This is a genomic window from Chloroflexota bacterium (assembly GCA_040902225.1).
Lineage (GTDB): Bacteria > Chloroflexota > Limnocylindria > QHBO01 > QHBO01 > CF-167.
The window spans coordinates 454,965-474,988 of the sequence record JBBDXT010000004.1; the positions used below are offsets into that span (position 1 = coordinate 454,965).

General features: G+C 68.4%; 19 protein-coding genes and 1 tRNA gene. 14 read left to right on the forward strand and 6 right to left on the reverse strand.

Translation table 11 applies throughout. The features are described from left to right. Positions 1-223: 223 nt before the first annotated feature. The 3 genes from WEB29_04550 to WEB29_04560 form a co-directional block, all read right to left on the reverse strand. Positions 224-916, reverse strand: a complete 693-nt coding sequence (locus WEB29_04550) for a hypothetical protein (GenBank protein ID MEX2136219.1) — start codon at positions 914-916, stop codon at positions 224-226. An 84-nt stretch (positions 917-1,000) separates the two neighbouring features. Then, positions 1,001-1,264, reverse strand: a complete 264-nt coding sequence (locus tag WEB29_04555) for a hypothetical protein (protein ID MEX2136220.1) — start codon at positions 1,262-1,264, stop codon at positions 1,001-1,003. Positions 1,265-1,531: 267 nt separating this feature from the next. Then, the gene (locus tag WEB29_04560) at positions 1,532-2,476 is read right to left on the reverse strand and encodes a tyrosine-type recombinase/integrase (protein MEX2136221.1); all 945 of its coding nucleotides are present in this window, start codon (positions 2,474-2,476) and stop codon (positions 1,532-1,534) included. Positions 2,477-2,587: 111 nt separating this feature from the next. Between WEB29_04560 and WEB29_04565 the strand changes: the two genes are divergently transcribed. From WEB29_04565 to WEB29_04575, 3 genes are all read left to right on the forward strand, one after another. Continuing rightward, a tRNA-Leu gene (locus WEB29_04565) sits at positions 2,588-2,671 on the forward strand. Positions 2,672-2,691: 20 nt separating this feature from the next. Continuing rightward, entirely contained in the window at positions 2,692-4,014 is a 1,323-nt protein-coding gene (gene tig / locus WEB29_04570; protein ID MEX2136222.1) for a trigger factor, read from the forward strand. 4 nt (positions 4,015-4,018) lie between these two features. Beyond that, positions 4,019-4,687 carry an ATP-dependent Clp protease proteolytic subunit gene (locus tag WEB29_04575; GenBank protein MEX2136223.1) on the forward strand — a complete coding sequence of 223 codons (669 nt, stop codon included), beginning with the start codon at positions 4,019-4,021 and terminating at the stop codon, positions 4,685-4,687. Positions 4,688-4,860: 173 nt separating this feature from the next. On the opposite strand, the gene WEB29_04580 is transcribed toward WEB29_04575, so the two are convergent. Next, a complete protein-coding gene (locus WEB29_04580; protein MEX2136224.1) occupies positions 4,861-5,025 on the reverse strand; it encodes a hypothetical protein in 165 nt (54 codons plus the stop codon). A gap of 196 nt (positions 5,026-5,221) precedes the next feature. After that, positions 5,222-5,716: a methylated-DNA--[protein]-cysteine S-methyltransferase gene (locus tag WEB29_04585; protein MEX2136225.1), complete on the reverse strand. Its 495-nt coding sequence runs from the start codon at positions 5,714-5,716 to the stop codon at positions 5,222-5,224. 70 nt (positions 5,717-5,786) lie between these two features. On the opposite strand from WEB29_04585, the gene clpX reads away from it, so the two are divergent. From clpX to WEB29_04615, 6 genes are all read left to right on the forward strand, one after another. Continuing rightward, entirely contained in the window at positions 5,787-7,082 is a 1,296-nt protein-coding gene (clpX, locus tag WEB29_04590; protein MEX2136226.1) for an ATP-dependent Clp protease ATP-binding subunit ClpX, read from the forward strand. A 117-nt stretch (positions 7,083-7,199) separates the two neighbouring features. Further along, positions 7,200-8,438 (forward strand): AAA family ATPase, encoded by a 1,239-nt coding sequence (locus tag WEB29_04595; protein MEX2136227.1) that lies wholly within the window; start codon positions 7,200-7,202, stop codon positions 8,436-8,438. A 188-nt stretch (positions 8,439-8,626) separates the two neighbouring features. Continuing rightward, complete coding sequence (locus WEB29_04600) at positions 8,627-9,589, forward strand: hypothetical protein (GenBank protein ID MEX2136228.1); 963 nt, start codon at positions 8,627-8,629, stop codon at positions 9,587-9,589. A gap of 260 nt (positions 9,590-9,849) precedes the next feature. Next, entirely contained in the window at positions 9,850-12,525 is a 2,676-nt protein-coding gene (locus WEB29_04605; GenBank protein MEX2136229.1) for a valine--tRNA ligase, read from the forward strand. Positions 12,526-12,569: 44 nt separating this feature from the next. Next, entirely contained in the window at positions 12,570-13,301 is a 732-nt protein-coding gene (locus WEB29_04610; protein ID MEX2136230.1) for a hypothetical protein, read from the forward strand. 12 nt (positions 13,302-13,313) lie between these two features. Next, on the forward strand, positions 13,314-13,655 hold the full coding sequence (locus tag WEB29_04615; protein MEX2136231.1) for an FmdB family zinc ribbon protein: 342 nt from the start codon (positions 13,314-13,316) through the stop codon (positions 13,653-13,655). Here WEB29_04615 and WEB29_04620 read toward each other — a convergent pair. After that, the gene (locus WEB29_04620; GenBank protein MEX2136232.1) at positions 13,652-14,701 is read right to left on the reverse strand and encodes a hypothetical protein; all 1,050 of its coding nucleotides are present in this window, start codon (positions 14,699-14,701) and stop codon (positions 13,652-13,654) included. The two genes, WEB29_04615 and WEB29_04620, sit on opposite strands and share 4 nt — an antisense overlap. A 173-nt stretch (positions 14,702-14,874) precedes the next feature. Here WEB29_04620 and WEB29_04625 point away from each other — a divergent pair, with 173 nt between their 5' ends. The 5 genes from WEB29_04625 to WEB29_04645 all read left to right on the forward strand — a co-directional run bounded on the left by WEB29_04625 (position 14,875) and on the right by WEB29_04645 (position 20,019). Next, positions 14,875-15,630, forward strand: a complete 756-nt coding sequence (locus WEB29_04625; protein ID MEX2136233.1) for a DUF3662 and FHA domain-containing protein — start codon at positions 14,875-14,877, stop codon at positions 15,628-15,630. Further along, positions 15,630-16,073 carry an FHA domain-containing protein gene (locus tag WEB29_04630; GenBank protein ID MEX2136234.1) on the forward strand — a complete coding sequence of 148 codons (444 nt, stop codon included), beginning with the start codon at positions 15,630-15,632 and terminating at the stop codon, positions 16,071-16,073. Before WEB29_04625 ends, WEB29_04630 begins: the two co-directional genes overlap by 1 nt. Further along, a complete protein-coding gene (locus WEB29_04635; GenBank protein ID MEX2136235.1) occupies positions 16,073-17,413 on the forward strand; it encodes an FtsW/RodA/SpoVE family cell cycle protein in 1,341 nt (446 codons plus the stop codon). Before WEB29_04630 ends, WEB29_04635 begins: the two co-directional genes overlap by 1 nt. Beyond that, positions 17,410-18,957 (forward strand): penicillin-binding protein 2, encoded by a 1,548-nt coding sequence (locus WEB29_04640; GenBank protein MEX2136236.1) that lies wholly within the window; start codon positions 17,410-17,412, stop codon positions 18,955-18,957. The genes WEB29_04635 and WEB29_04640 overlap by 4 nt, the downstream gene beginning before the upstream one ends. Positions 18,958-19,053: 96 nt before the next feature. Next, a complete protein-coding gene (locus WEB29_04645; GenBank protein ID MEX2136237.1) occupies positions 19,054-20,019 on the forward strand; it encodes a MoxR family ATPase in 966 nt (321 codons plus the stop codon). The last annotated feature ends 5 nt before the right edge of the window (positions 20,020-20,024 follow it).

The window sequence follows — 20,024 nt, forward strand, 5'->3', positions numbered from 1 at the left end:
CCTCAGCGATTGAGGTGCCATCCCCCGTGTGTGTGCATGCTGGCGCTCGGGTCGCCTGGCTTGTCGACCCCCTCAGCGATTGAGGTGCCATCCCCCGTGTGTGTGCATGCTGGCGCTCGGGTCGCTGAGGGTGCGCGCTCGCCAAGGGTCGGAGGCCCTATCCCCGCCTCGGCATTAGCCTGCTGGCACAGCTCGCAGCGGCACGGCCAACGGCGGCGGCGGGTCATGAGGCCAGCCCTGCAACGTGGTCGCTGATGGCGGCCAGGGTCGCCGAGGCTGCCACTTTGTCACCCCGCTTCAGGCCCGCCTCGAGCCTTCCACAGATGTCTCGAGCGGTGGCACCTCGTTCCTGCTCGCGTTGCATCCCTTCCAAGATCCGAGCCACCGGCCACCTGGAGGAGATCGAGGTGAGGTAGGCCACCTTCTTCTCAGAGGCGAACCCGAACAACCTCTGGTACTCACCCACCACCTCATTGACCGTCGGGGTCTGGGACATGTCCGGGACGTGTCCGGGACCCTTGTGTTGTGTTGTGTTGTTGTTGTTCTGTGAGGTGGGGGGTGCGGGGGGAGGGGCAGCCTTGCGATGGCGCCATTCCCGCTTCCGAGCGGCCTCCCACTCGCGGCGGGCGGCGATGGTTGCGGCCCACTGGTGCTCATCCCAGTCATGGATCACCAGCGCACCACCTTCGATCTGCAGCCACCGCAGCCCGATCAGCTCGTCGAGGGCGCCCTCAGGGAAGCCGGCCAAGACCAGGGACTCGCGCAGTTCCTCGGGATCGTCCCAGGTCGCCTCCGGGCTCTGGAAGCCGGCCAGCATGAAGACGTGCAGCAGGGCCCCGCGACCGATCGGACTCAGCCGTTGGTACTTAGGCCGGACGAGCATGGCGGTATAGATCGCCAACCACGTGCGGGTCATGGCGCTGCCCCGATTGGTCCCGATCCGGTGCTAAGATCGGCCTGCATCGTCTGGGCGGCGCCTCGAGAGGGGCGCCGTTCGGCATTAGGCGGCATCGTCGCCTGCCTCTGCCTTCCGCCATCGCGCCAGGGCGGCGCGCTTGGCCTGGGCGGACCTCAGGTTCGCGGCCCGAACCCGGATCTCTTCCTCGGACAGCTTGGGGTGTAGGACGCGGGCCGCGGCGAGGAACCGATCCTCGATGGCTTGGCGAGCAGGCGCCAACGCGGCTGCTCGATCGGGTTCGCGGGCCCATCTCTCGTGGGCGGCGATGCTGGCGATGACGCTGCGATGCGACGGGAGGACGGGCACGGGCTAAGTCCTTTCGGAACTTGGCTCGTGCCGCCGTGGCTTCTTCTGCCCGGGGATGATCTGTACCGGATCCGGGACGGTCAACCACTCATAGCGGCCGTTCGCTGCTTCACGGCGCCCTTGGTGATGATCAGTCACCGGGGGCAACCCTCTGGTCAGAGAGCAGGTGGCATATCACCTACCTGCCATGGCACAGGGCGCCTCAGCGCAGCTGGCTTGTTATGTAATTGGCGTCATCCTACCAGCACGGTGCAGGCCCCGAGCGGGTTAGCGTCGTGCTAATCGGTCGACGGGGGAGCGGTAGGCATCACGGGCCCGTTCAGCGGCGACGGATGCCCCGTAGCGATCGAGCATCTGGCGACTGGCCCATCCGCCGAGCTGCATGACGTCCCCCTCGTTGTGGCCACTCTTGAGCATCGCATCGGCCCAGGTATGACGGAGTTGGTGGGGATGTACCACCAGCCCCACCTGAGCAGCCCGCCGGCGCAGGGTGTGATAGATCTCGTTGCCGGTCAGCGGCAGGCCGGTCCGGGCCCGCCACAGCGGCTCCTGCGCGGCGTGGGGAGCTTTCGGGTGGCGCAGGTAGCGGAGCAGGGCCTTGGCGCTGCTATCGCCGTACACGATGGCCCTGCCGCGCCGGCTCTTGCTGGTGCTCGACGCGATGTAGGCGGTGCGCTGGGCAACGTTCAGGTCGCCCAGGGTGAGCCCGGCCACCTCGCCCCGGCGCAGGCCGGTGTCGAGCATGAGACTGAGCAGGGCGAGGTCGCGGCGCGAGATGAAGTCCGTCCCGCGACAGGCCGCCAACAGTGCGGCGACCTGGCTGGGGTCGAGGACCTTGGGCGGGTCGAAAGGCACCGCCGGGGTGCGCATCTTGTCCATCGGGCTCCGGTCGAGCTCGTCCTCGTCGACCATGTACCCGAAGAAGGGTCGCACTGCCCGGAACAGGATGCTGACGTGCGACGGCGCCAGCCCGCGGTCCTGCATGGCTACCATCCACGCCTCGAGGTGCTCGCGGCGTATGGCACGCAGTGCGCGCGGCATGCCCTGCTCGGTCAGGAAGCGATCGAGGCCGTCGAGCGCTCGCAGGTAGAGGGCGATGGTCTGCGGCGAGCGGTTGAGCCCGCGCAGGTGACTGATCCACTCGTTACGGGTGGAGGCGAGGGTCGGGGCACCGTCGGCTATGATCGGTGTCTCGGCTGGGGCTTTGGACATGGCTCGGGGCTCCTAACTTACGGGATTCGCGTCTCGCAAAGTTATACGCGTCTCATGCGTCATGCGCAAGGCCCCGGACGAGTACAGCGCGTCTCGTAAGCACAAAACAGCGGGCGAGTGGCGGAACGGCAGACGCGCCGGCTTTAGGAGCCGGTGTCGCAAGACGTGCGAGTTCGAATCTCGCCTCGCCCACCACGCCAGCAGCAGGAGCAGCCTTGGTCACCGTCTCTTCCCGCCCCGAGTCCGGATCCCGGATGGTCCTCGAAATCGAGGTCTCGCCTACCGAGGTCGACCGGCATTTCGCGACCGCCTACCGCCATGTCGCCGAGCGGACGAAGGTTCCCGGCTTCAGGCCCGGCAAGGCGCCACGCCACGTCATCGATCGGTTCGTGGGGAGAGCCTCCGTGGTCGCCGAGGCGGTCGACCACCTGGTCAACGAGAGCTACGACGCGGCCGTCGACCAGGTCGCCATCATCCCGATCGACCAGCCGGAGGTGGACCTCGACAGCGGCGCGGTGGCCGAGGGCGCGCCGGTCAAGTTCACCGCGACCGTCGCGGTCCGGCCGGAGGTGACGCTTGGCTCATACGCCGACTACCCGTTCGGTCTCGAGCCGATCGAGGTGACCGATGAGCAGGTCGAAGCCGTCATCACCGACCTGCGCGAACAGCAGGGCACGCTGCGACCGGTCGACGATCGGGGCGCGGCCAAGGGCGACATTGCCTCGGTCAAGTTCGTTGGCACGATCGACGGCGAGCCGTTCGAGGGCGGATCGGCCGACCGGCTGCCGCTGGTGATCGGCGAGGAGCGGATGATCCCGAGCTGGGAAGAGAACCTGGTTGGCATGGCGATCGACGAGACCAAGGTCTTCGAGATCGACTTCCCCGATGACTACCGGGTCGAGGCGCTGCAGGGCAAGCACGCGCACTTCGAGGTGACGCTGCTGGACCTGCGCGAGCGGATCCTGCCCGAGCTGGACGACGAGTTCGCGACGAGCGTGGGCGAGCTCTCGACCGTGGACGAGCTGCGCGCCGAGATCCGTGACGCACTGGCGCGGCGGGGTGCCGATGAGGCTCGCCACCACTTCGCCGACCGGATCATCGACTTCGCCACCGCCAACGCCAGCGTCGAGCTGCCGGAGGTGATGATCGCGAACGAGATCGAGATCATGCGCGACGAGCTGCGCAACCGGCTGGCCGTCCAGCAGATCGGGCTGGACAGGTACCTGGAGATGGCTCGCCAGTCACCCGAGGAGCTGGCGACCGAGCTGCGCGAGCCCGCGACCCGGCGGGTGAAGTCGCTCCTCGTCCTCAGCGCGATCGCGGAGAAGGAGGGGATCGACGCGACCCCGGAACAGGTTGAGGAGGAGATCGCGGACCAGCTGGCACGCTACCCGGATGAGCCGCGCCTGCGGGAATACCTCACCTCGCGACGCGGCCGCTCCTACCTGCGCATGACGCTTCGCAACCGTACACTGGTGGACACGCTGATCGACCGTGCGCTGGGCACGGACGCAGTCCCCGCCGACACCACGGAGTAGACGCATGCTGGTCCCGATGGTCATCGAGTCGAGCGCTCGGGGTGAGCGGGCCTTCGACATCTACTCGCGGCTGCTCAAGGAGCGGATCATCTTCCTGGGCGAGCCGATCGAGGATCACATCGCGAACCTGGTCATCGCGCAACTCCTCTTCCTGGAGAGCGAGGATCCGACCAAGGACATCAGCCTGTACGTCAACTCACCTGGCGGCGTGGTGACCAGCGGACTCGCCATCTATGACACGATGCAGTACCTCAAGGCTCCGGTCAGCACCATCTGCATCGGCCAGGCAGCAAGCATGGCGTCGGTGCTGCTGGCGGCGGGTGCCAAGGGAAAGCGCTTCGCCCTGCCGAACAGCCGGATCATGATTCACCAGGGCTCGGCCGGCTTCCGTGGCAACACCCCCGACGTCGAGATCCAGATGCGCGAGGTGATGCACCTGACCGAGCGGCTCACTGGGATCCTGGCGGCGCACACCGGGCAGCCGCCGGAGAAGGTGAAGAGCGACTCGGAGCGGGACTTCTACATGGGTGCCGATGAGGCGAAGGCCTACGGCCTGATCGACGAGGTCTTCGTCGGCTCCACCGAGTCGCTGATCAGCATGACCCAGGCCGCGGGCGGCACGGTGCCGACCGCCAAGGAAGCTGCCGCGGCGGACGTCAAGCCCAAGAAGTAGCGGTGTGGGCCTAAAGCTCAGTTCGCGGACTGTTCATCCACGGGTGGGCTTACCACTGTCATTGGTGAAAGGGCACCGGAGGCCTCCTTCTGCCAACGCGGCACCAATGACATTGGTACGGCATGACGCCCGCGAGCCTCTGTGTGCGGTTGTACCAACGTGGCTGGTAACCGTCAGCGGTCCAGGCTCGCGGCCAGCTTCTTCGAGGCTCGGGTCAGCCAGGCGTCGGTGAGGATCTTCTCGAGCAGGTCCACCTCGATGGCGGGGATCCGGACCAGAACGGCGGCGTAGCCGTTGTAATGCGGCTCGGTGAAGAACACCGCCGGGTCCAGCGACAAGAGCGCCCCTTCTCCAGCTCGTTGGCGACCCGCACCCCGATCACGCCCGGGTTGGGGACGCGCGCCCGCTTCGGGTCGAGTCGCTCCATCCACGGCCAGGCGAACGCCTTGCCGCCGACCGAGAAGGCAAGGCCGGGCTCCTCGCTCGCCTCGGGGAGCGCCAGCGCAATGCGCCGCACGTCTGCCCGGGTCGCCATTACCCGATGCTACCCCCGCGCTCCAGGTCAAGCAGCCAGCGCTTGACCCAGGTGTCGGCTCCCCAGCCGCCGATGGAGCCGTCGGCATGGATGACCCGATGGCACGGGACGACCGGCGAGAACGGGCAGCGGGCCATGGAGCCGCCGGCGGCGCGAGCGGCCCGCGGGGAGCCGGCCATTGCCGCCAGCTCCGCATAGGAGACGGTCTCGCCATACGGGATCTGGCGAGCGGCAGTCCAGACGGCGACGTCGAAGGGGCGGGCGCCGCGCAGGTCGAGAGGAGTTGAGAAGGTGCGCAGCCGTCCGGCGAAATACGCCTCCAGCTCGGCGATCGCCGTGGCGGCCGCGCTGGGATCCAGGGCAAGAGGACCGTGGAAGTCACGGTCCGGGCTGTCGCCGCGCGAGACGCCGACCAGTCCCCGCGAAGAGACGGCGACCCACAGGCGGCCAATCGGCGAGTCGAAGGGTGCCTGGGAGACCGCAATCGGATCCACCGGGGGGATGCTAGCGGGGACCATCGGTCTATAGCCGGCGCGCTCGAAAGCGCGTGCTATGCTCGGAGCAATGACCGGCAAGACCAAGGTTCCATATCGCTGCTCCTTCTGCGGGAAGAGCCAGGAGCAGGTGCGCAAGCTCATCGCGGGCCAGGGTGTCTACATCTGCGACGAGTGCATCAACCTCTGCCAGGAGATCATCGAAGAGGAGATGCTGGAGGCGCCGCGCGCCAAGACCACGCCCGCGGCGCTTCCATCCCCGCGCCGGATCAAGGAGAAGCTCGACAGCTACGTGATCAGCCAGGAGCAGGCCAAGAAGGTCCTCTCGGTGGCGGTCTACAACCACTACAAGCGAGTCAACGCGGGCTCTGCGGTCGACGAGGTGGAGCTCGGCAAGAGCAACGTCCTGCTGGTCGGTCCCACCGGCAGCGGCAAGACGCTCCTGGCCCAGACCCTTGCCAAGGTCCTGGACGTCCCGTTCTGCATCGCCGATGCCACCAGCCTGACCGAGGCCGGCTATGTCGGCGAGGACGTGGAGAACATCCTGCTGCGCCTGATCCAGGCAGCCGATTTCGACGTGCAGCGCGCCCAGCGCGGAATCATCTACATCGACGAGATCGACAAGATCGCCCGCAAGACGGACAACCCCTCGATTACCCGCGACGTCTCCGGCGAGGGCGTGCAGCAGGCGCTCCTCAAGATCCTGGAGGGGACCGTCGCCAACGTCCCGCCGCAGGGTGGCCGCAAGCACCCGCACCAGGACTTCATCCAGATCGACACGACCAACATCCTGTTCATCTGCGGCGGCGCGTTCGAGGGCTTGGAGAAGATCGTCGAGGAGCGGGTCGGCAAGCGCGGGATCGGCTTCGGCTCGCAGGCGCAGCGCTCGAAGGAGGAGCGGCGCCGGCTGATGGAGCAGCTGATGCCCGAGGACCTGCTCAAGTACGGCCTCATCCCCGAGTTCGTGGGACGCCTCCCGGTCGTGGTCGGCCTCACAGCGCTCGCCAAGGACGACCTGATCAAGGTCCTGACCGAGCCGAAGAACGCCGTCACCCGTCAGTTCGCGAAGTTCCTCTCGCTCGACCGCGTTGAGCTGGTGTTCACCGCCGAGGCGCTCGAGGCGACGGCACGCCTGGCGATCGACCGCAAGACCGGTGCGCGCGCCCTGCGGACCATCGTCGAGGAGGCGCTGCTCGAGGTGATGTACGACATCCCGGAGCGGACCGACGTCAAGAAGGTGGTGATCACCGGCGAGACGATCGAGCACGGCCAGCCGCCGATGCTGGTCACCGAGACCGATGATGCCGAGCCGCGCCGCAGGAGCCCTCGCCCAAGGTCAGCCGAGCGCGCCGAAGAGTCTGCGTAGGGGCCTCCCCCGTACCTTCGGCGGCCCCCGATGGTGCCGAGGTCCCATTGCCCCGGAAGGTCGTTTCGCCGGATTGTGGTGCCACTCGTCACCGCACTGCACCCAGAGGCACTGCACATGAACCGACCCAGCGTCCTGCTCGCCCTGGATGGGTGGAGCTCCTCCTACGAGGACGCGCTGACCGAAGCCGGATTCGAGGCGATCGCGGCCGATCGCCAGGAGGCCCTCGGCTGGCTCTCTCGCGACGGCCAGATCGACCTCGCCGTCATCGATTGCGATCGTGGCCAGCCGGGCGACGAGGAGCTCTTCGCCTTCCTGCACTCCACGCAGCGCGTCCCGACCATCATCCTCTTCTCCGACGACATCCCGGAGTGGGCGGTCGACGCGAACCCCGGCGCGAGTCGCGACGAATACGCTCGCAAGCCGATTTCGCCGGAGTCCCTCGTCTATCGGCTCCAGGCGATGCTGATCCATGGCGGGCGCGAAGTGCCGGGCGGGCTGCCCACCACCGCCACCGACGGCTCGGAGATCGAGACCATCGGCGAGGGCACGGTTGTCAGCCTCTTCGCACCCAAGGGCGGCGTGGGCAAGACGATGATCGCGGTCAATCTCGCGGTGGCCATCCGGCAGCAGACCGGCAACAGCGTCTGCCTGATGGATGCCGATGTCGGGGTTGGAAATGTGACCGCCGTCCTCAACGCGCCATACCACGGTGGATTGGCCCACCTGGCCGGCTCGCCCCCGGAGGAATGGACCAACGATGCCTTCGAACAGACTGTCACCACGCACGAGGCGAGCGGAGTCCGCGTCCTGACCTGGGGAACGGAGCCGAGCGAATCCGAGCGGATCAGCACGGACCTGCTCGTCGCCGCCGTGCGCTGGGCGCGAACCCACCACAGCTGGGTCATCATCGACTGCCACCCCAGCTATGACGACCGCACGATGGCCATGCTGGCCGCGTCACGCGAGATCTTCCTGGTGGTCACCCCCGAAGTTGGTCCATTGCGCAACGCCTCCCAGTTCCTGAGCCTCGCCCGCGAGGTCGGGCTGGGTGACATGGTCAAGGTGATCGTGAACCGTTCCAATCACGGCATCGCCCTCGACGACATCGCCAAGAACCTTGGCACGCGCATCAGCGCCACGGTGGTCTCGAATGGCCCCAAGGCGATCACCGCCGCAAACGAAGGGGAACCCGTCATCCTCAAGTTTCCTCGTGAGCAGATGTCAACCGACCTGCACAACGTTGCCCGGCTGCTGACCCATCCGGAAGGGGCGGCTGCGCCCGCGCGCCGTCGTTCCTGGTGGTCGGCGCTGGTCTCCCCATCGAATGCGGCCGAAAAGGCAGTCGGGCGGTGAGCGAGATGTCCGAGGAAGAGACCGCTTTCGCCGGGCTGGCCGAGCAGGCAGACCTGAGTCCGAGCACGGAGCCCGTCAACGAGACGGATCTCGTAAGCGGGACGGAGCCTGCGTCGCCGGATGGTGCAGAGTCTCCTGTCGTGGCACACTCAACGCCAGCGATGAATGACTCCGGCCGAGAACCAGCGGTGCCATTCCTGCAGAGCCTCTCGGATGCGATGCGCAAGATCGCGGAGCAGACGCGCGATGATGCGCTGGCCCAGCTCCGCGCAGGCGTTGCCGAGCGGTCGGCGGGCATCCACTCCGAGACCGAGCAGCGAGCGGCGGAGCTCCACCAGCTCACAAACGACGACCTGAAGAACATCGCAGACTGGGAGCACGGCGAGATTCAACGGATTCGCGACGAGGCGACCGCCAAGGTGTCGGCGCGCAACGCGACGCTGGAGGCGCAGCTCGCCGCCAACACTGCTGCCGGCGAGGGGGCCATGACCGCAGTCGAGGCACGGGTCGACGCCTTCGAGGCTGAGATGAACGCCTTCTTCGCACAGCTGAATGACATCCACGACCCGGCCGCCCTGGCCTCCGCCCTGAAGCGCATCCCCCAGGCGCCGTCGCTGACCGATGCCGACGCGCCACCGGCAGGGGACACTGCCCCGTCGCCGGCGGAGATGGCAGCCCCGGAACCTGAGCCCGCAGCGGCTCCGGACGTCATGGGCGAGCCAGCGCAGACCCCCGCCACAACGAGCGCCGTCGCCGTCATCGATGCCCCCGAGCCCTCGGGCGCCGACGATGGCGCGCACGACTCCACAACCGAATCAGACGTTGCATCCGGGGCAACGACTGCCGGGCCTGCGGCCACTGAGCCTGCGGCCGAGGCGCCCGCTGAGGCACGTGTCGACGATGCAACGACCCAGGTCGTGGTCACCGGGCTGACCAGCTTCGGCGCGATCACCTCGTTCAAGCAGTCGCTCGAGAGCGTGAACGGCATCCATCGGGTCGCCCTGGGACTGGGCACCTCCGGCGAGTTCATCTTCACCGCCGTTCACCTCGATGGATTCGATCTGTCGGCCGCGATTCAGAGCTTCGAGGAATCGGCCCAGTTCGTGACCTCGAACGGTCAACTGCGCGTCACGGTGGGCTCGAAGGCCTAGATCCGCCTCGTGGTAGACTCCCAAGCACGGCGCTGACCGTGAGGAGTACCCCTCCGACGACCGTGAGAGATGGCGGGCCACAGGCTGCAAGCCCGCCTCGGCACGAGAGGGCGAAGGTTGCACGCGAGCCGGCCGGGTTCCGCCCGATACCGCGGTAACGAGGGCGCCATCGGATCAGCCGATGTCGCCGAACGAAGGTGGTACCACGACCCGTTCGTCCTTCGGCGAACGGGTTTGTTGTTGCCACGGAGGCCTGACCGATGACGACGCCGCGACTCGAGCTTCCGCCGCGCTACAACGCGGCCGAGGTCGAGCCAGCGATCTACGAACGATGGCTGGCGAGTGGCGCCTTCACGCCCTCCGCCGACCCACCGGCCGGGGCGGAGCGATTCGTGATCACCATGCCGCCCCCCAACGTCACCGGCTCGCTCCACGTGGGGCACGCGCTCTTCGTGACCCTCGAGGACATGCTGATCCGCTACCACCGCATGCGCGGCGACGACACGCTCTGGCTGCCTGGGGTCGACCACGCCAGCATCGCCGCGCAGTTCGTGCTCGACAAGATCATCGCCGACGAGGGGGAGACACGCGAGTCGCTGGGGCGCGAGCGATACCTGGAGCGCATGTGGCGCTTCATGGACGAGACGCGCGACGTCATCGGCCTGCAGATGCGCCGCCTGGGTGCCTCCGCCGATTGGACGCGCAACCGCTTCACGATGGACCCCATCAGCGCCCGCGCCGTCCGGACGGCGTTCAAGCGACTCCACGACGCCGACCTCGTGTACCGCGGCGAGGCGCTCGTCAACTGGTGCCCGCGCTGCCGAACCACCATCTCGGACCTCGAAAAAGTGCCCAGGGAGGAGACCGGGACCCTGTGGACGATCCGCTATCACCTCGCCCTCGAGGATGGCTCGCCCGATCCAGGCCGATGGATCTCGATCGCCACCACCCGCCCGGAGACGCTGCTGGGTGACGTGGCCGTGGCGGTCCATCCCGATGACGAGCGCTACCGCGAGCTGGTCGGGCACGAGGCGATCCTGCCGTTCCTCGGCCGGCGCCTGCCGATCATCGCCGACGAGGTGGTCGAGCGGGACTTCGGCACAGGGGCAGTCAAGATCACGCCGGCCCACGATCCCGACGACTACGATCTCGGCCGGCGTCACGGGTTGCCGGCGATCAACGTGCTCGACGAATCGGCGCAAGTGAACGAGCAGGGCGGACCGTTCGCTGGCCTGGATCGCTACGAGGCGCGGTCACGCATCGTCAACCAGCTCCGGGAGATGGGGGACCTGGAGGGCGAACGGCCGCACGCCATGGTGGTCGGACACTGCGAGCGCTGCGGGACGGTCATCGAGCCGCGCCTGTCGGTGCAGTGGTTCGTGCGCACGGCGCCGCTCGCCAGGCGCGCATTGGCGTCGGTGCGCGAAGGTCGGACCCGGATCGTGCCCGAGCACTTCACCAAGGTCTACGCGCATTGGATGGAGAACATCCGTGACTGGGCGGTGGGACGCCAGCTGTGGTGGGGGCATCGCATCCCGGCCTGGTACTGCCCCGACGGGCATATCACCGTCAGCGACATTGAGGCTGGTCCCGACGCCTGCGCGACCTGTGGGCGAGCCGCAAGCGAGCTGACCCAGGAGACCGACATCTTCGACACCTGGTTCAGCAGCGGCCTGTGGCCGTTCAGCACCCTCGGCTGGCCGGATGACACGCCCGACATGCGCCGCTTCTATCCGACCTCGGTGATGGAGACCGGGTACGACATCATCTTCTTCTGGGTCGCCCGCATGATGATGCTGGGCCTCTTCCTCACCGACCGAGAGCCGTTCCACACCGTCTACCTGCACGGGCTGGTGCGCGCCACCGGCGGCATCAAGATGAGCAAGACCAAGGGCAACGTCGCGGACCCACTTGAGCTGATCGAGGAGATCGGAGCCGATGCGCTGCGCTTCGCTTTGACGGTCGGCACCTCGCTGGGCGCCGACCAGCGCCTGACGGAAGGGAAGCTGGAGGGGGCGCGGAACTTCACCAACAAGCTGTGGAACGCCGCCCGCTTCGTCCTCGGCTCGCGCCCCGAGCCGCTGGCCGCGTCCGAGGGGGCGCCCAGCCTCGCCGAGCGGTGGATCCACTCACGCCTGGCCGAGGCGACCGAGCGCGCAACCCGCCAGTTGGACGATCTCGAGCTTTCGGCGTATGCGGCCTCCTCCCACGAGTTTGCCTGGACCGATTACTGCGACTGGTACCTGGAGATGGCCAAGGTCGACCTGCGGCGCCCTGGCGTCAGCGACGGCGAGAAGGCCCGAGCGTGGCGCGCCGCGAGCGAGGCGCTGGCGACGATGCTGCAGATCCTCCACCCGATCGTGCCGTTCGTGACTGAGGAGATCTGGTCGCGCCTGGCGGCATCCGATGCCACCGCAGCGGCTCGGCCACCGCTGCTCATTGCCGCCAGCTGGCTGGGGATCGGCGAGCGCGACGCGGCGGCGGAATCGGAGATGGCGGTGCTGATCGAGCTGATTCGTGGCGTCCGCAACCTCCGCACCCAGTCCGGAGCGCCCGCATCAGCGCGGCTGCCACTTACCGTGGTGCCGGCCGATGCGGCCACGCGGGATGGGATCGAGCACGGGCTCGACTACCTGGCCGGCCTGGCTCGCGTAGGCCCGATCGACCTGCGCGCGCCGGGCGACGACCGCGACCGCCCCGAGCTTGTGGCCTCCACCGCAGGAGCCGCGGCGTGGCTCGGGGGCGAGCCGTCAGAGGAGTCCGACGCTCCTTCGCGCCAGGCCGCCAACGAGGCGCATCTCCGGCGCAGGATCGAACGCCTGCAGGTCCTCCTGGCCGGAGACTTCGCCACCCGAGCGCCGGCGGCCGTGGTCGAGCGGGAGCGGATGCGGCTCGCCGATCTGGAAGCGCAGTTGCGGCTGCTGACGGGCGGCTGATGCGCGCCCGCGGACTCAGCGGACGCCACTGCTAGAATCGGTCGATGTCCTTCCTTCGCCGTCGCAACAAGGAGGTCGCGCCTCCGCCTCCGCCGACGCCCTTCATCGAGGAGATCACTGCCCAGGAGTACAGCCTGAAGCTGGCCTTCCTGGCGCGGAGCAGCGATGGCCTGCGCCTCCCGGCGGATCCCAGCATGAAGGCCATGCTGCCGGCCGTCGTCGAGCCGCTGGCGCTGGGGCCGGTCGACGTGTTGGAGCCGGTCAGCCATGAGCTGGCCGACGCCGCCCCAACCATGGAGCGACTCCCCGAGCTGCAGCAGTGGATCGCGGCGCGATCGACGGTCAGCCCGATCGCCCTGCATGCCCTCTACGTGCTCGAGTCCACCGATGCCGTGGACATGACGGTCGACAGCCTCGTCTGTGCCCTGCTGCATGGCGAGACCGACACGGGTGGCTACCCCGACTACTCCGCCATCGTGGGCGGCCTGGCCAGCCACTGGGACGAGCTCTCCGGAGACCTGATCGTCCGAGCCGTGGTCGGCTGGGGAGGCAAGGGCCAGCGCGGCGATACCGAGCGCATCGGCCGCCGCCTGCTCAGCTCGCTCTACCAGCAGGTTCGAGCAACCGGCCACAGCCTTGGCGCCGCGACGGCAACCCGCGCCGCGACCGGTACTGAGCATGGCGGCTCGGTGTGCACCCACTGTGGGTTCGAATCGGGGACCGACGCCTTCTACTGCCCCAAATGCGGGATGCGCAAGGGTGGCCACGGGGCCTAGCCTCGGCTTGCCGTGCCAACCTACGACTACCAGTGCCGCAGCTGCGGCTTCATCACCGAGGTGATCCACTCGATGTTCGAGGATGGACCGGCCACCTGTGAGCGGTGCGGCGGCGAGCTCCGACGGGTCTTCCATCCGACCGGGATCATCTTCAAGGGGGGCGGCTTCTACAAAACCGATTCGCGCTCGTCGTCGTCGGGCAGCGCGGCAGGTTCGAGCAACGGGGCATTAACTGGATCGGGGGATGGGAGCGCTCCAGCTGCGACGTCGACGGAGGCCGGGTCCGGTGGGAAGGGCTCGGCGCCGAAGCCGTCGGGCAGTGGCGCCGGCAAGGGCGACGGCGGGGGCGACTAGGCCGACTGGGACTGGGGGTGCCCGCATCGGCGGCAGAAGCGCGCGGTGGCCGACAGCGACAGCTCGCACTGGGCGCAGCTCCGCACGCCAACCGGGCTGATCGCACCGGCGACCTCGCGGGCCGAGGCGTCCCAGAACGCCCCGCCGGCGAGGGCGGCGAGCGGCGTGACGGGCGCTCCGCTGGATCGGTACGGATGCACCCGTCGCTCGGGACCGACGGGCCCCTGCCCCGGATCGCCCAGCCCCAGCGTGTCGAGCTGCGCGCGTCGAGCGGCAAGCGCCTCGTCGTCGGCGGCGACAGCGGCGGCATCGCGTGGCTTGGTCGCTGGACGCGGCAGGTGGACGAAGGTCTCGCCGATCGGTCGCAGCGGCCTGATGGGTGTCGGTTCCGGCTGGGCCGCCTCTGGCTCGGGCTCGGGCTCGGCGGTGGCTTCCGGCTCCGGCTCGGCCTCGGCCTTGATGACGGGCTCCGCCTCGGGCTCAGCCTCGATGACGGGCTCCGCCCCAGCGTCGACGATCGGCTCCGGCTCGATGACGGGCTCAGCCTCGGCCTCGGCCTCGATGACGGGCTCCGCCTCAGCTTCGACGATCGGCTCCGGCTCGATTGCCGCCGGTGCGCGGAGATCGAGGTTCGTGAGCTGAAGAGGCGGGGTCAGGTCGCTGGACGGCCACGCGGTCGCAGCCTGCGCGTCGCCATTGCCCGCCTCCACCCAGTGCGCGGCTGGCTCGAGATTGGACAGCGGCTGGCAGCTCTGGCAGCGCCCGGCGTCGTCGTTCCAGCAGTTGGTGCAGGTGTACTGGCGACAGTCGATGCAGAAGTTGAACGAGGTGTGGAACGCGTCGAGCTGCCTGAACGCCAGCCGCTCCGCCTGCGAGCGGATGGCGTCGTTGACCGAGTCGGACAGCGAGTCCTGGCTCATGATGTAGTTCTTGAGCCCGGAGATCACCCCGCGCGTCTTGCGGATGGGCGTGAGCTTCTCGGGCGCGGCGAACTCATAGCGAGTTCCGCACCGCTCGCAGAAGGATTCGGTCAGCGTGTCGAGCATCGTTGTCAGGTCAGCACCCGGTTCCAGGAACGTCTACAGGGTCCCGAGTATACCCAGAGGAGGCGGCGGGTCCCCACGGGCGCATTGGTACCTTGGGGCACGCCGTTGGTACCCCGCTCGTCGAGCTCGTGCAGTCCACCGGAGCGGGTCGCGGCCCGTGCTAGGATCGGCCGATGGGCATCATCGCGCGGCTCGAGTCGATTCTCGAGCGGCTCTTCGAGGCGCCGGCGGGACGCCTTGGCGCAACCCTTCAGCCGGTGCTGCTGACGAAGCGCATCGAGCGGGCGATGGATAGCGGAAAGGCCTTCGGCGCGGCCGGGATCATCGTGCCGAACCGGTATGACCTGCATCTGCACCCGGCCGACTTCGCCGAGTTCGAGCCGTATCGCGGCTCCCTCGAGGACGACCTTGCTCACGGCGCCGCGTCGCGCGCTCGCCGCGAGCATTACCAGTTGGTGGCGCGGCCCACCGTCACGCTGGTCGCGGATCCGGCCGTGCCGCGCGGTGACGTGCGCGTTGCCGCAAACGTGGTGGATGTCGCGGGTGAGCCGATCCCCGAGCCGATGCCGGCGCAGGCGTCCGACCACACCATGGTCCTGGCCCGCCCGGGCAGCGCGCCGGCAACACCCGAATCGGCGTCACGTGCCTTCCTGCTGGTGCACACCAACGGCGCACCGAGGGTCCGCTTCGACCTGGGCGGGGCGTTGATCAGCATCGGCCGCGCCAGCGACAACGACGTGATCGTCGACGATCCGGAGGTGAGCCGTCACCACTGCCAGCTCAAGCTGCAGCACGGCGCTTACAGCCTGGCTGACCTGGGCAGCCGCAATGGCTCGTGGATCAACGGCCAGCCGGTCAGCGAGGTGGCGCTCGGGCCGGGCGACGTGGTCCAGATCGGCAGCACCGAGATCGAATTCCAGGTCGGTTGATGACCGGCGAGGTCCTCCGGATCCTGCTCCTCGTCCTGCAGCTCGGCTTCCTCGCCCTCCTGTACCTCATCCTCATCGGCTTCTCGCGCGCCCTGCTGCGCGACCTCCGCAGCGCCGAGATGACCCAGATGGCGAGCCAATCGGGGATCGGGAGGCTGTCGGTGGTGGAGTCGCCGGCGGACGAGCCGGCGCTCGGCAGCGCGATCGCCCTGGGACCGATCAACTCCATCGGCCGCAACGTCAACAGCACCATCTTCGTCGATGACGACTTCGTGAGCGGCACCCACGCGATGCTCACCTTTCGGGGGCGAAGCTGGTTCATCGAGGACCAGGGGAGCACCAACGGGACCTACGTCAACGGTCACCGCATCGATCGTCCGGTGGCGCTCTCGTTCGGCGATGAGCTCACGATCGGTCGGGTCCGGATGCGCCTGGAGCGCTGATGCACGCCGTCTCGCGTCGCCTGGAGCTGCGTCTCCTGCTGCCCCTCGTGATCCTGGTCCCGCTGGGTTTCGCCGTCACCCATATCGCCCAGACGGGCGCGCTCGACCCCGGCCCGATGGGGGTGGCGGTCGGCTACGTGGGCCTCATGTTCGGCGCTCACCTGGCATTGCGCCTGCTCGGCAACCGGGGGGACCAGCTCCTGCTGCCGTGCGTGGCGACGATCGGCGCCATCGGGATCGTCATGCTGAATCGCCTCCCACAGCAGCTGCTCGGCACTGATGCCTTTGGCGTCCAGTTCGGGATGGCCACCACGCAGCTTCTCTGGTTCGCGGTCGGCGTCACGGCGATGGTGGTGCTGGCCGGCCGATTCCGGGACGATGGCGTGCTGCGGCACTACAAGTACACCTGGGCGTTGGCCGGGACCCTGCTGCTGGTGATCACCTTCCTGTTCGGGCGTGAGGTGAACGGCGCCCGGCTGTGGATCTTCCTGGGACCCATCGGCTTTCAGCCCGGAGAGGCGATCAAGGTCGTGCTCGTCATCTTCATCGCCGCCTACCTGGCCGAGAAGCGCACGCTGCTGGCGGGCGCCAGCGCCCGCATCGGTCCGATCAAGATCCCGCCGCTGCCCTACCTGCTGCCGATGATCGCGATCTTCGTGATCGTGATGCTCGTCGTGGTCGTCAGCCGCGACCTCGGCACCGCGCTCCTGTTCATGGGGATCTTCCTGACGATGCTCTTCGTGGCGACCGGCCGGCGGAGCTACGTCCTGCTCGGGATCCTCCTCTTCGTGGCCGGCTCGTTCGTCGCCTACATCCTGTTCGCGCACGTCCGAATTCGGGTCGACAACTGGATCGACCCGTTCGTCGACCCCAGCGACCGCGGATACCAGACCGTGCAGGCGCTCTACGCCTTCGGGCGCGGCGGCCTCTTTGGCGAGGGGCTTGGACAGGGGCTGCCCACCATCTCAGGACGGCTCCCGATCCCGGCGCTGCCCACCGACTTCATCTTTGCCGCGGTCGCCGAGGAGCTCGGGCTGATCGGTGCCTTCGCCCTGCTGGCGCTGGTGATGTGCCTGGTCTTCCGGGGCCTGCGCACCGCCATGCTGGCCCGCGACGACTTCAGCGCCATGCTGGCGGTGGGCCTGACGGTCAGCCTTGGCCTGCAGACCCTCATCATCGCTGCCGGCAACGTGAAGCTCGTGCCGCTGACCGGGATCACCTTCCCGTTCGTCAGCTACGGCGGCTCGAGCCTGCTCGCCTGCTTCGTGGTGGTGGGGCTGCTGCTGGCGATCAGTCATCGGTCGGTGGTCGACGCCCAGATCGAGGGTCGCGGGCCGTGATCGCCACCAACATTCGTCGTCTATCGGTCTACCTCGTGTTCGCCTTTGCCGGTATCTCCGGCACACTCGTGTGGTGGCAGGTGCTCGACGCGCAGACACTCGCGGCGCGACAGGACAACCCCCAGGTCATCGCCACCCGTCGCAGCCTGCCGCGGGGCTCGATCTTCGATTCGCAGGGACGCCTGCTGGCCTCGAGCGTGGTGACCGATGGGATCAGCCGGCGCACCTACACCGATCCGGCCTTCACGCACCTCCTGGGCTACGCCAGCCTGCGGTTCGGGGCGACCGGGGTGGAGCGGGCCTGGGACGACCTGCTCACCGGCCGCGCGGACCCAAACCCCCTGCGCGACCTGGTGAACGACGTCCTCGACCGGAAACCGGATCCGCGCGACCTGACATTGACCATCGATCAGCGCCTGCAGGACTTCGCCGCGGCCCGGCTGGGTGCCGCTCGGGGCGCGGTGGTGGCGCTCGACCCGCGCACCGGCGCGATCCTGGCGCTGGTCTCCACGCCGTCCTACGACGCGACCGGCTTCTCCGGGGACCCGGCCACGGCCCAGGCTCCCTTCGACGCCGTGGCGAGCCTCGCCGACAACCCGTTCCTGGACCGGAGCCGCCAGGGCCATTACACGCCGGGCTCGATCATGAAGGTGCTGACCGCCGCGGCCGCCCTCGACTCGGGCGCCATCACGCCCCAGACCACCTTCCCAGACCAGCCCCAGGAAGAGGTGGACGGCTTCGTGGTCAGCGGCTTCACGATTCGCGAGCACGATCTGGGCCAGACGGCGCCGGCGCTCTGGGACCTGTCCCCGGCCCTGCAGGTGTCGAGCAACATCTACTTCGCGCACGTCGGCCTGGAGCTCGGCGCTGAGCGCTATCTCGACTACGCGCGGCGCTTCGGCTTCTGCCAGGGCCTCCGCATCGGCTCCGACGCCCGCGGCCTGCCCGTCGATCCGTCCTACGTCTCAGCCCCGGCCGATGGCGGCTGCGCCCCCTTCAAGGACCAGGTGGAGCTCGCAAGCGCCGCCTTCGGGCAGGCCGCCGTCTCGGTCACGCCGCTGCAGATGGCACTGCTGGCGGCGACCATCGCCAACGACGGGGTGGTCCCCCGGCCCTTCGTGGTCCGCGACCTGCGCAGCCACGCGGCGACGCCGGCCGCGGGGCCAACGCAGAGCGTGCTCGAGACATATGACGGCGGACGTGGCAATCCGGCCATCTCGTCGGGAACAGCCGCGCAGGTGCGCCAGGCGATGGTCGATGCGGTCCACGGACCGATCGGGCGGCTGTACGCCGCTTCCGGGGATGTGACGCGCTTCGGCATCTCGGGCGTCCAGACCGCCGGCAAGACGGGGACAGCGGAGCGCGGCCCCGGCCTCAAGCCGCACTCGTGGTTCATCGGCTTCACTCCGGCCCAGGATGGCGCCCTCGCGTCGATCGCGATCGTGGTCATCGTCGAGGGCGGCGGCAGCGGCTCGGTGAGCGCAGCCCCGCTCGGCGGCGCCGTGATGGCGGAGTGGCTGAAGCTGACCGGCAGCGGCAGTTGACCGCCGGGCCGGCGCAGCACCGGCGGACGGCGCGCTGGGGTATTGTTCGGCGCGGGCGGACACGCTCACGGTCGAATGGAAGGGGAGTCTCCCGCGGTGAAGAGTGTCAAGGAGTCGGCCGAGCGCGTCGTCGCCAACGTCGAGCGCGTCATCGTCGGCAAGCACGTTGAAGTGCGCATGGCCCTGGTGGCGCTGCTGTGCGAGGGGCACATCCTGATTGAGGACGTGCCAGGGGTCGGCAAGACGATGCTGGCCAAGGCACTCAGCCGCAGCATCGGCTGTACCTTCCGGCGCATCCAGTTCACCCCGGACCTGCTGCCGTCGGACGTCACCGGGCTCTCCATCTTCAACCAGAAGACCCAGGAGTTCGAGTTCCGGCCGGGACCGATCATGGCCCAGGTGGTCCTGGCCGATGAGATCAATCGCGCCACCCCGAAGACCCAGAGCGCGCTGCTCGAATGCATGGAGGAGCACCAGGCGACGATCGACGGGGTCAGCCACCCGATGCCGACGCCGTTCCTCGTGATCGCAACCCAGAACCCGATCGAATACGAGGGCACCTTCGCATTGCCAGAGGCCCAGCTCGACCGCTTCATGCTTCGCCTGCGACTCGGTTATCCGAAGGCGATGGAGGAGATCGTCATCCTCGACGAGCAGAAGCGACGGCATCCGATCGACCAGCTGCAGCAGGTGCTGGAAGTCGAGGAGCTGCGCGAGATGCAGGCCGCAGTCAAGGAGATCTACGTCGACCAGGTCGTGGCCGAGTACATCGTGCGGCTGACCGGGGCAACGCGAGAGCACGCCGATGTCTACCTGGGGGCATCGCCGCGCGGCTCGATCAACCTGTATCGAGCGGGCCAGGCGCTGGCTTCCCTCGACGGGCGGGACTTCGTGATCCCCGACGACATCAAGCAGCTGGCCGTGGCCGTCCTCGGCCATCGGCTGATCGTGAAGAGCCAGGCATCGCTGCGCGAGGTCGACCCTGACGGGATCGTGCGCGAGATCATGGGCCAGGTCCCGATCGGGGAGAGCACGAGCGCCGCGATCGCAGGCACTCGCTAGGCACC

Excerpts from the sequence above, each read along its gene's own strand:
- WEB29_04550 (MEX2136219.1), bottom strand. The coding sequence starts at position 916 with ATGACCCGCACGTGGTTGGCGATCTATACCGCCATGCTCGTCCGGCCT.
- WEB29_04560 (MEX2136221.1), bottom strand. The coding sequence starts at position 2,476 with ATGTCCAAAGCCCCAGCCGAGACACCGATCATAGCCGACGGTGCCCCG.
- WEB29_04575 (MEX2136223.1), top strand. The coding sequence starts at position 4,019 with ATGCTGGTCCCGATGGTCATCGAGTCGAGCGCTCGGGGTGAGCGGGCC.
- clpX (MEX2136226.1), top strand. The coding sequence starts at position 5,787 with ATGACCGGCAAGACCAAGGTTCCATATCGCTGCTCCTTCTGCGGGAAG.
- WEB29_04595 (MEX2136227.1), top strand. The coding sequence starts at position 7,200 with ATGAACCGACCCAGCGTCCTGCTCGCCCTGGATGGGTGGAGCTCCTCC.
- WEB29_04605 (MEX2136229.1), top strand. The coding sequence starts at position 9,850 with ATGACGACGCCGCGACTCGAGCTTCCGCCGCGCTACAACGCGGCCGAG.
- WEB29_04610 (MEX2136230.1), top strand. The coding sequence starts at position 12,570 with ATGTCCTTCCTTCGCCGTCGCAACAAGGAGGTCGCGCCTCCGCCTCCG.
- WEB29_04620 (MEX2136232.1), bottom strand. The coding sequence starts at position 14,701 with ATGCTCGACACGCTGACCGAATCCTTCTGCGAGCGGTGCGGAACTCGC.
- WEB29_04625 (MEX2136233.1), top strand. The coding sequence starts at position 14,875 with ATGGGCATCATCGCGCGGCTCGAGTCGATTCTCGAGCGGCTCTTCGAG.
- WEB29_04630 (MEX2136234.1), top strand. The coding sequence starts at position 15,630 with ATGACCGGCGAGGTCCTCCGGATCCTGCTCCTCGTCCTGCAGCTCGGC.
- WEB29_04635 (MEX2136235.1), top strand. The coding sequence starts at position 16,073 with ATGCACGCCGTCTCGCGTCGCCTGGAGCTGCGTCTCCTGCTGCCCCTC.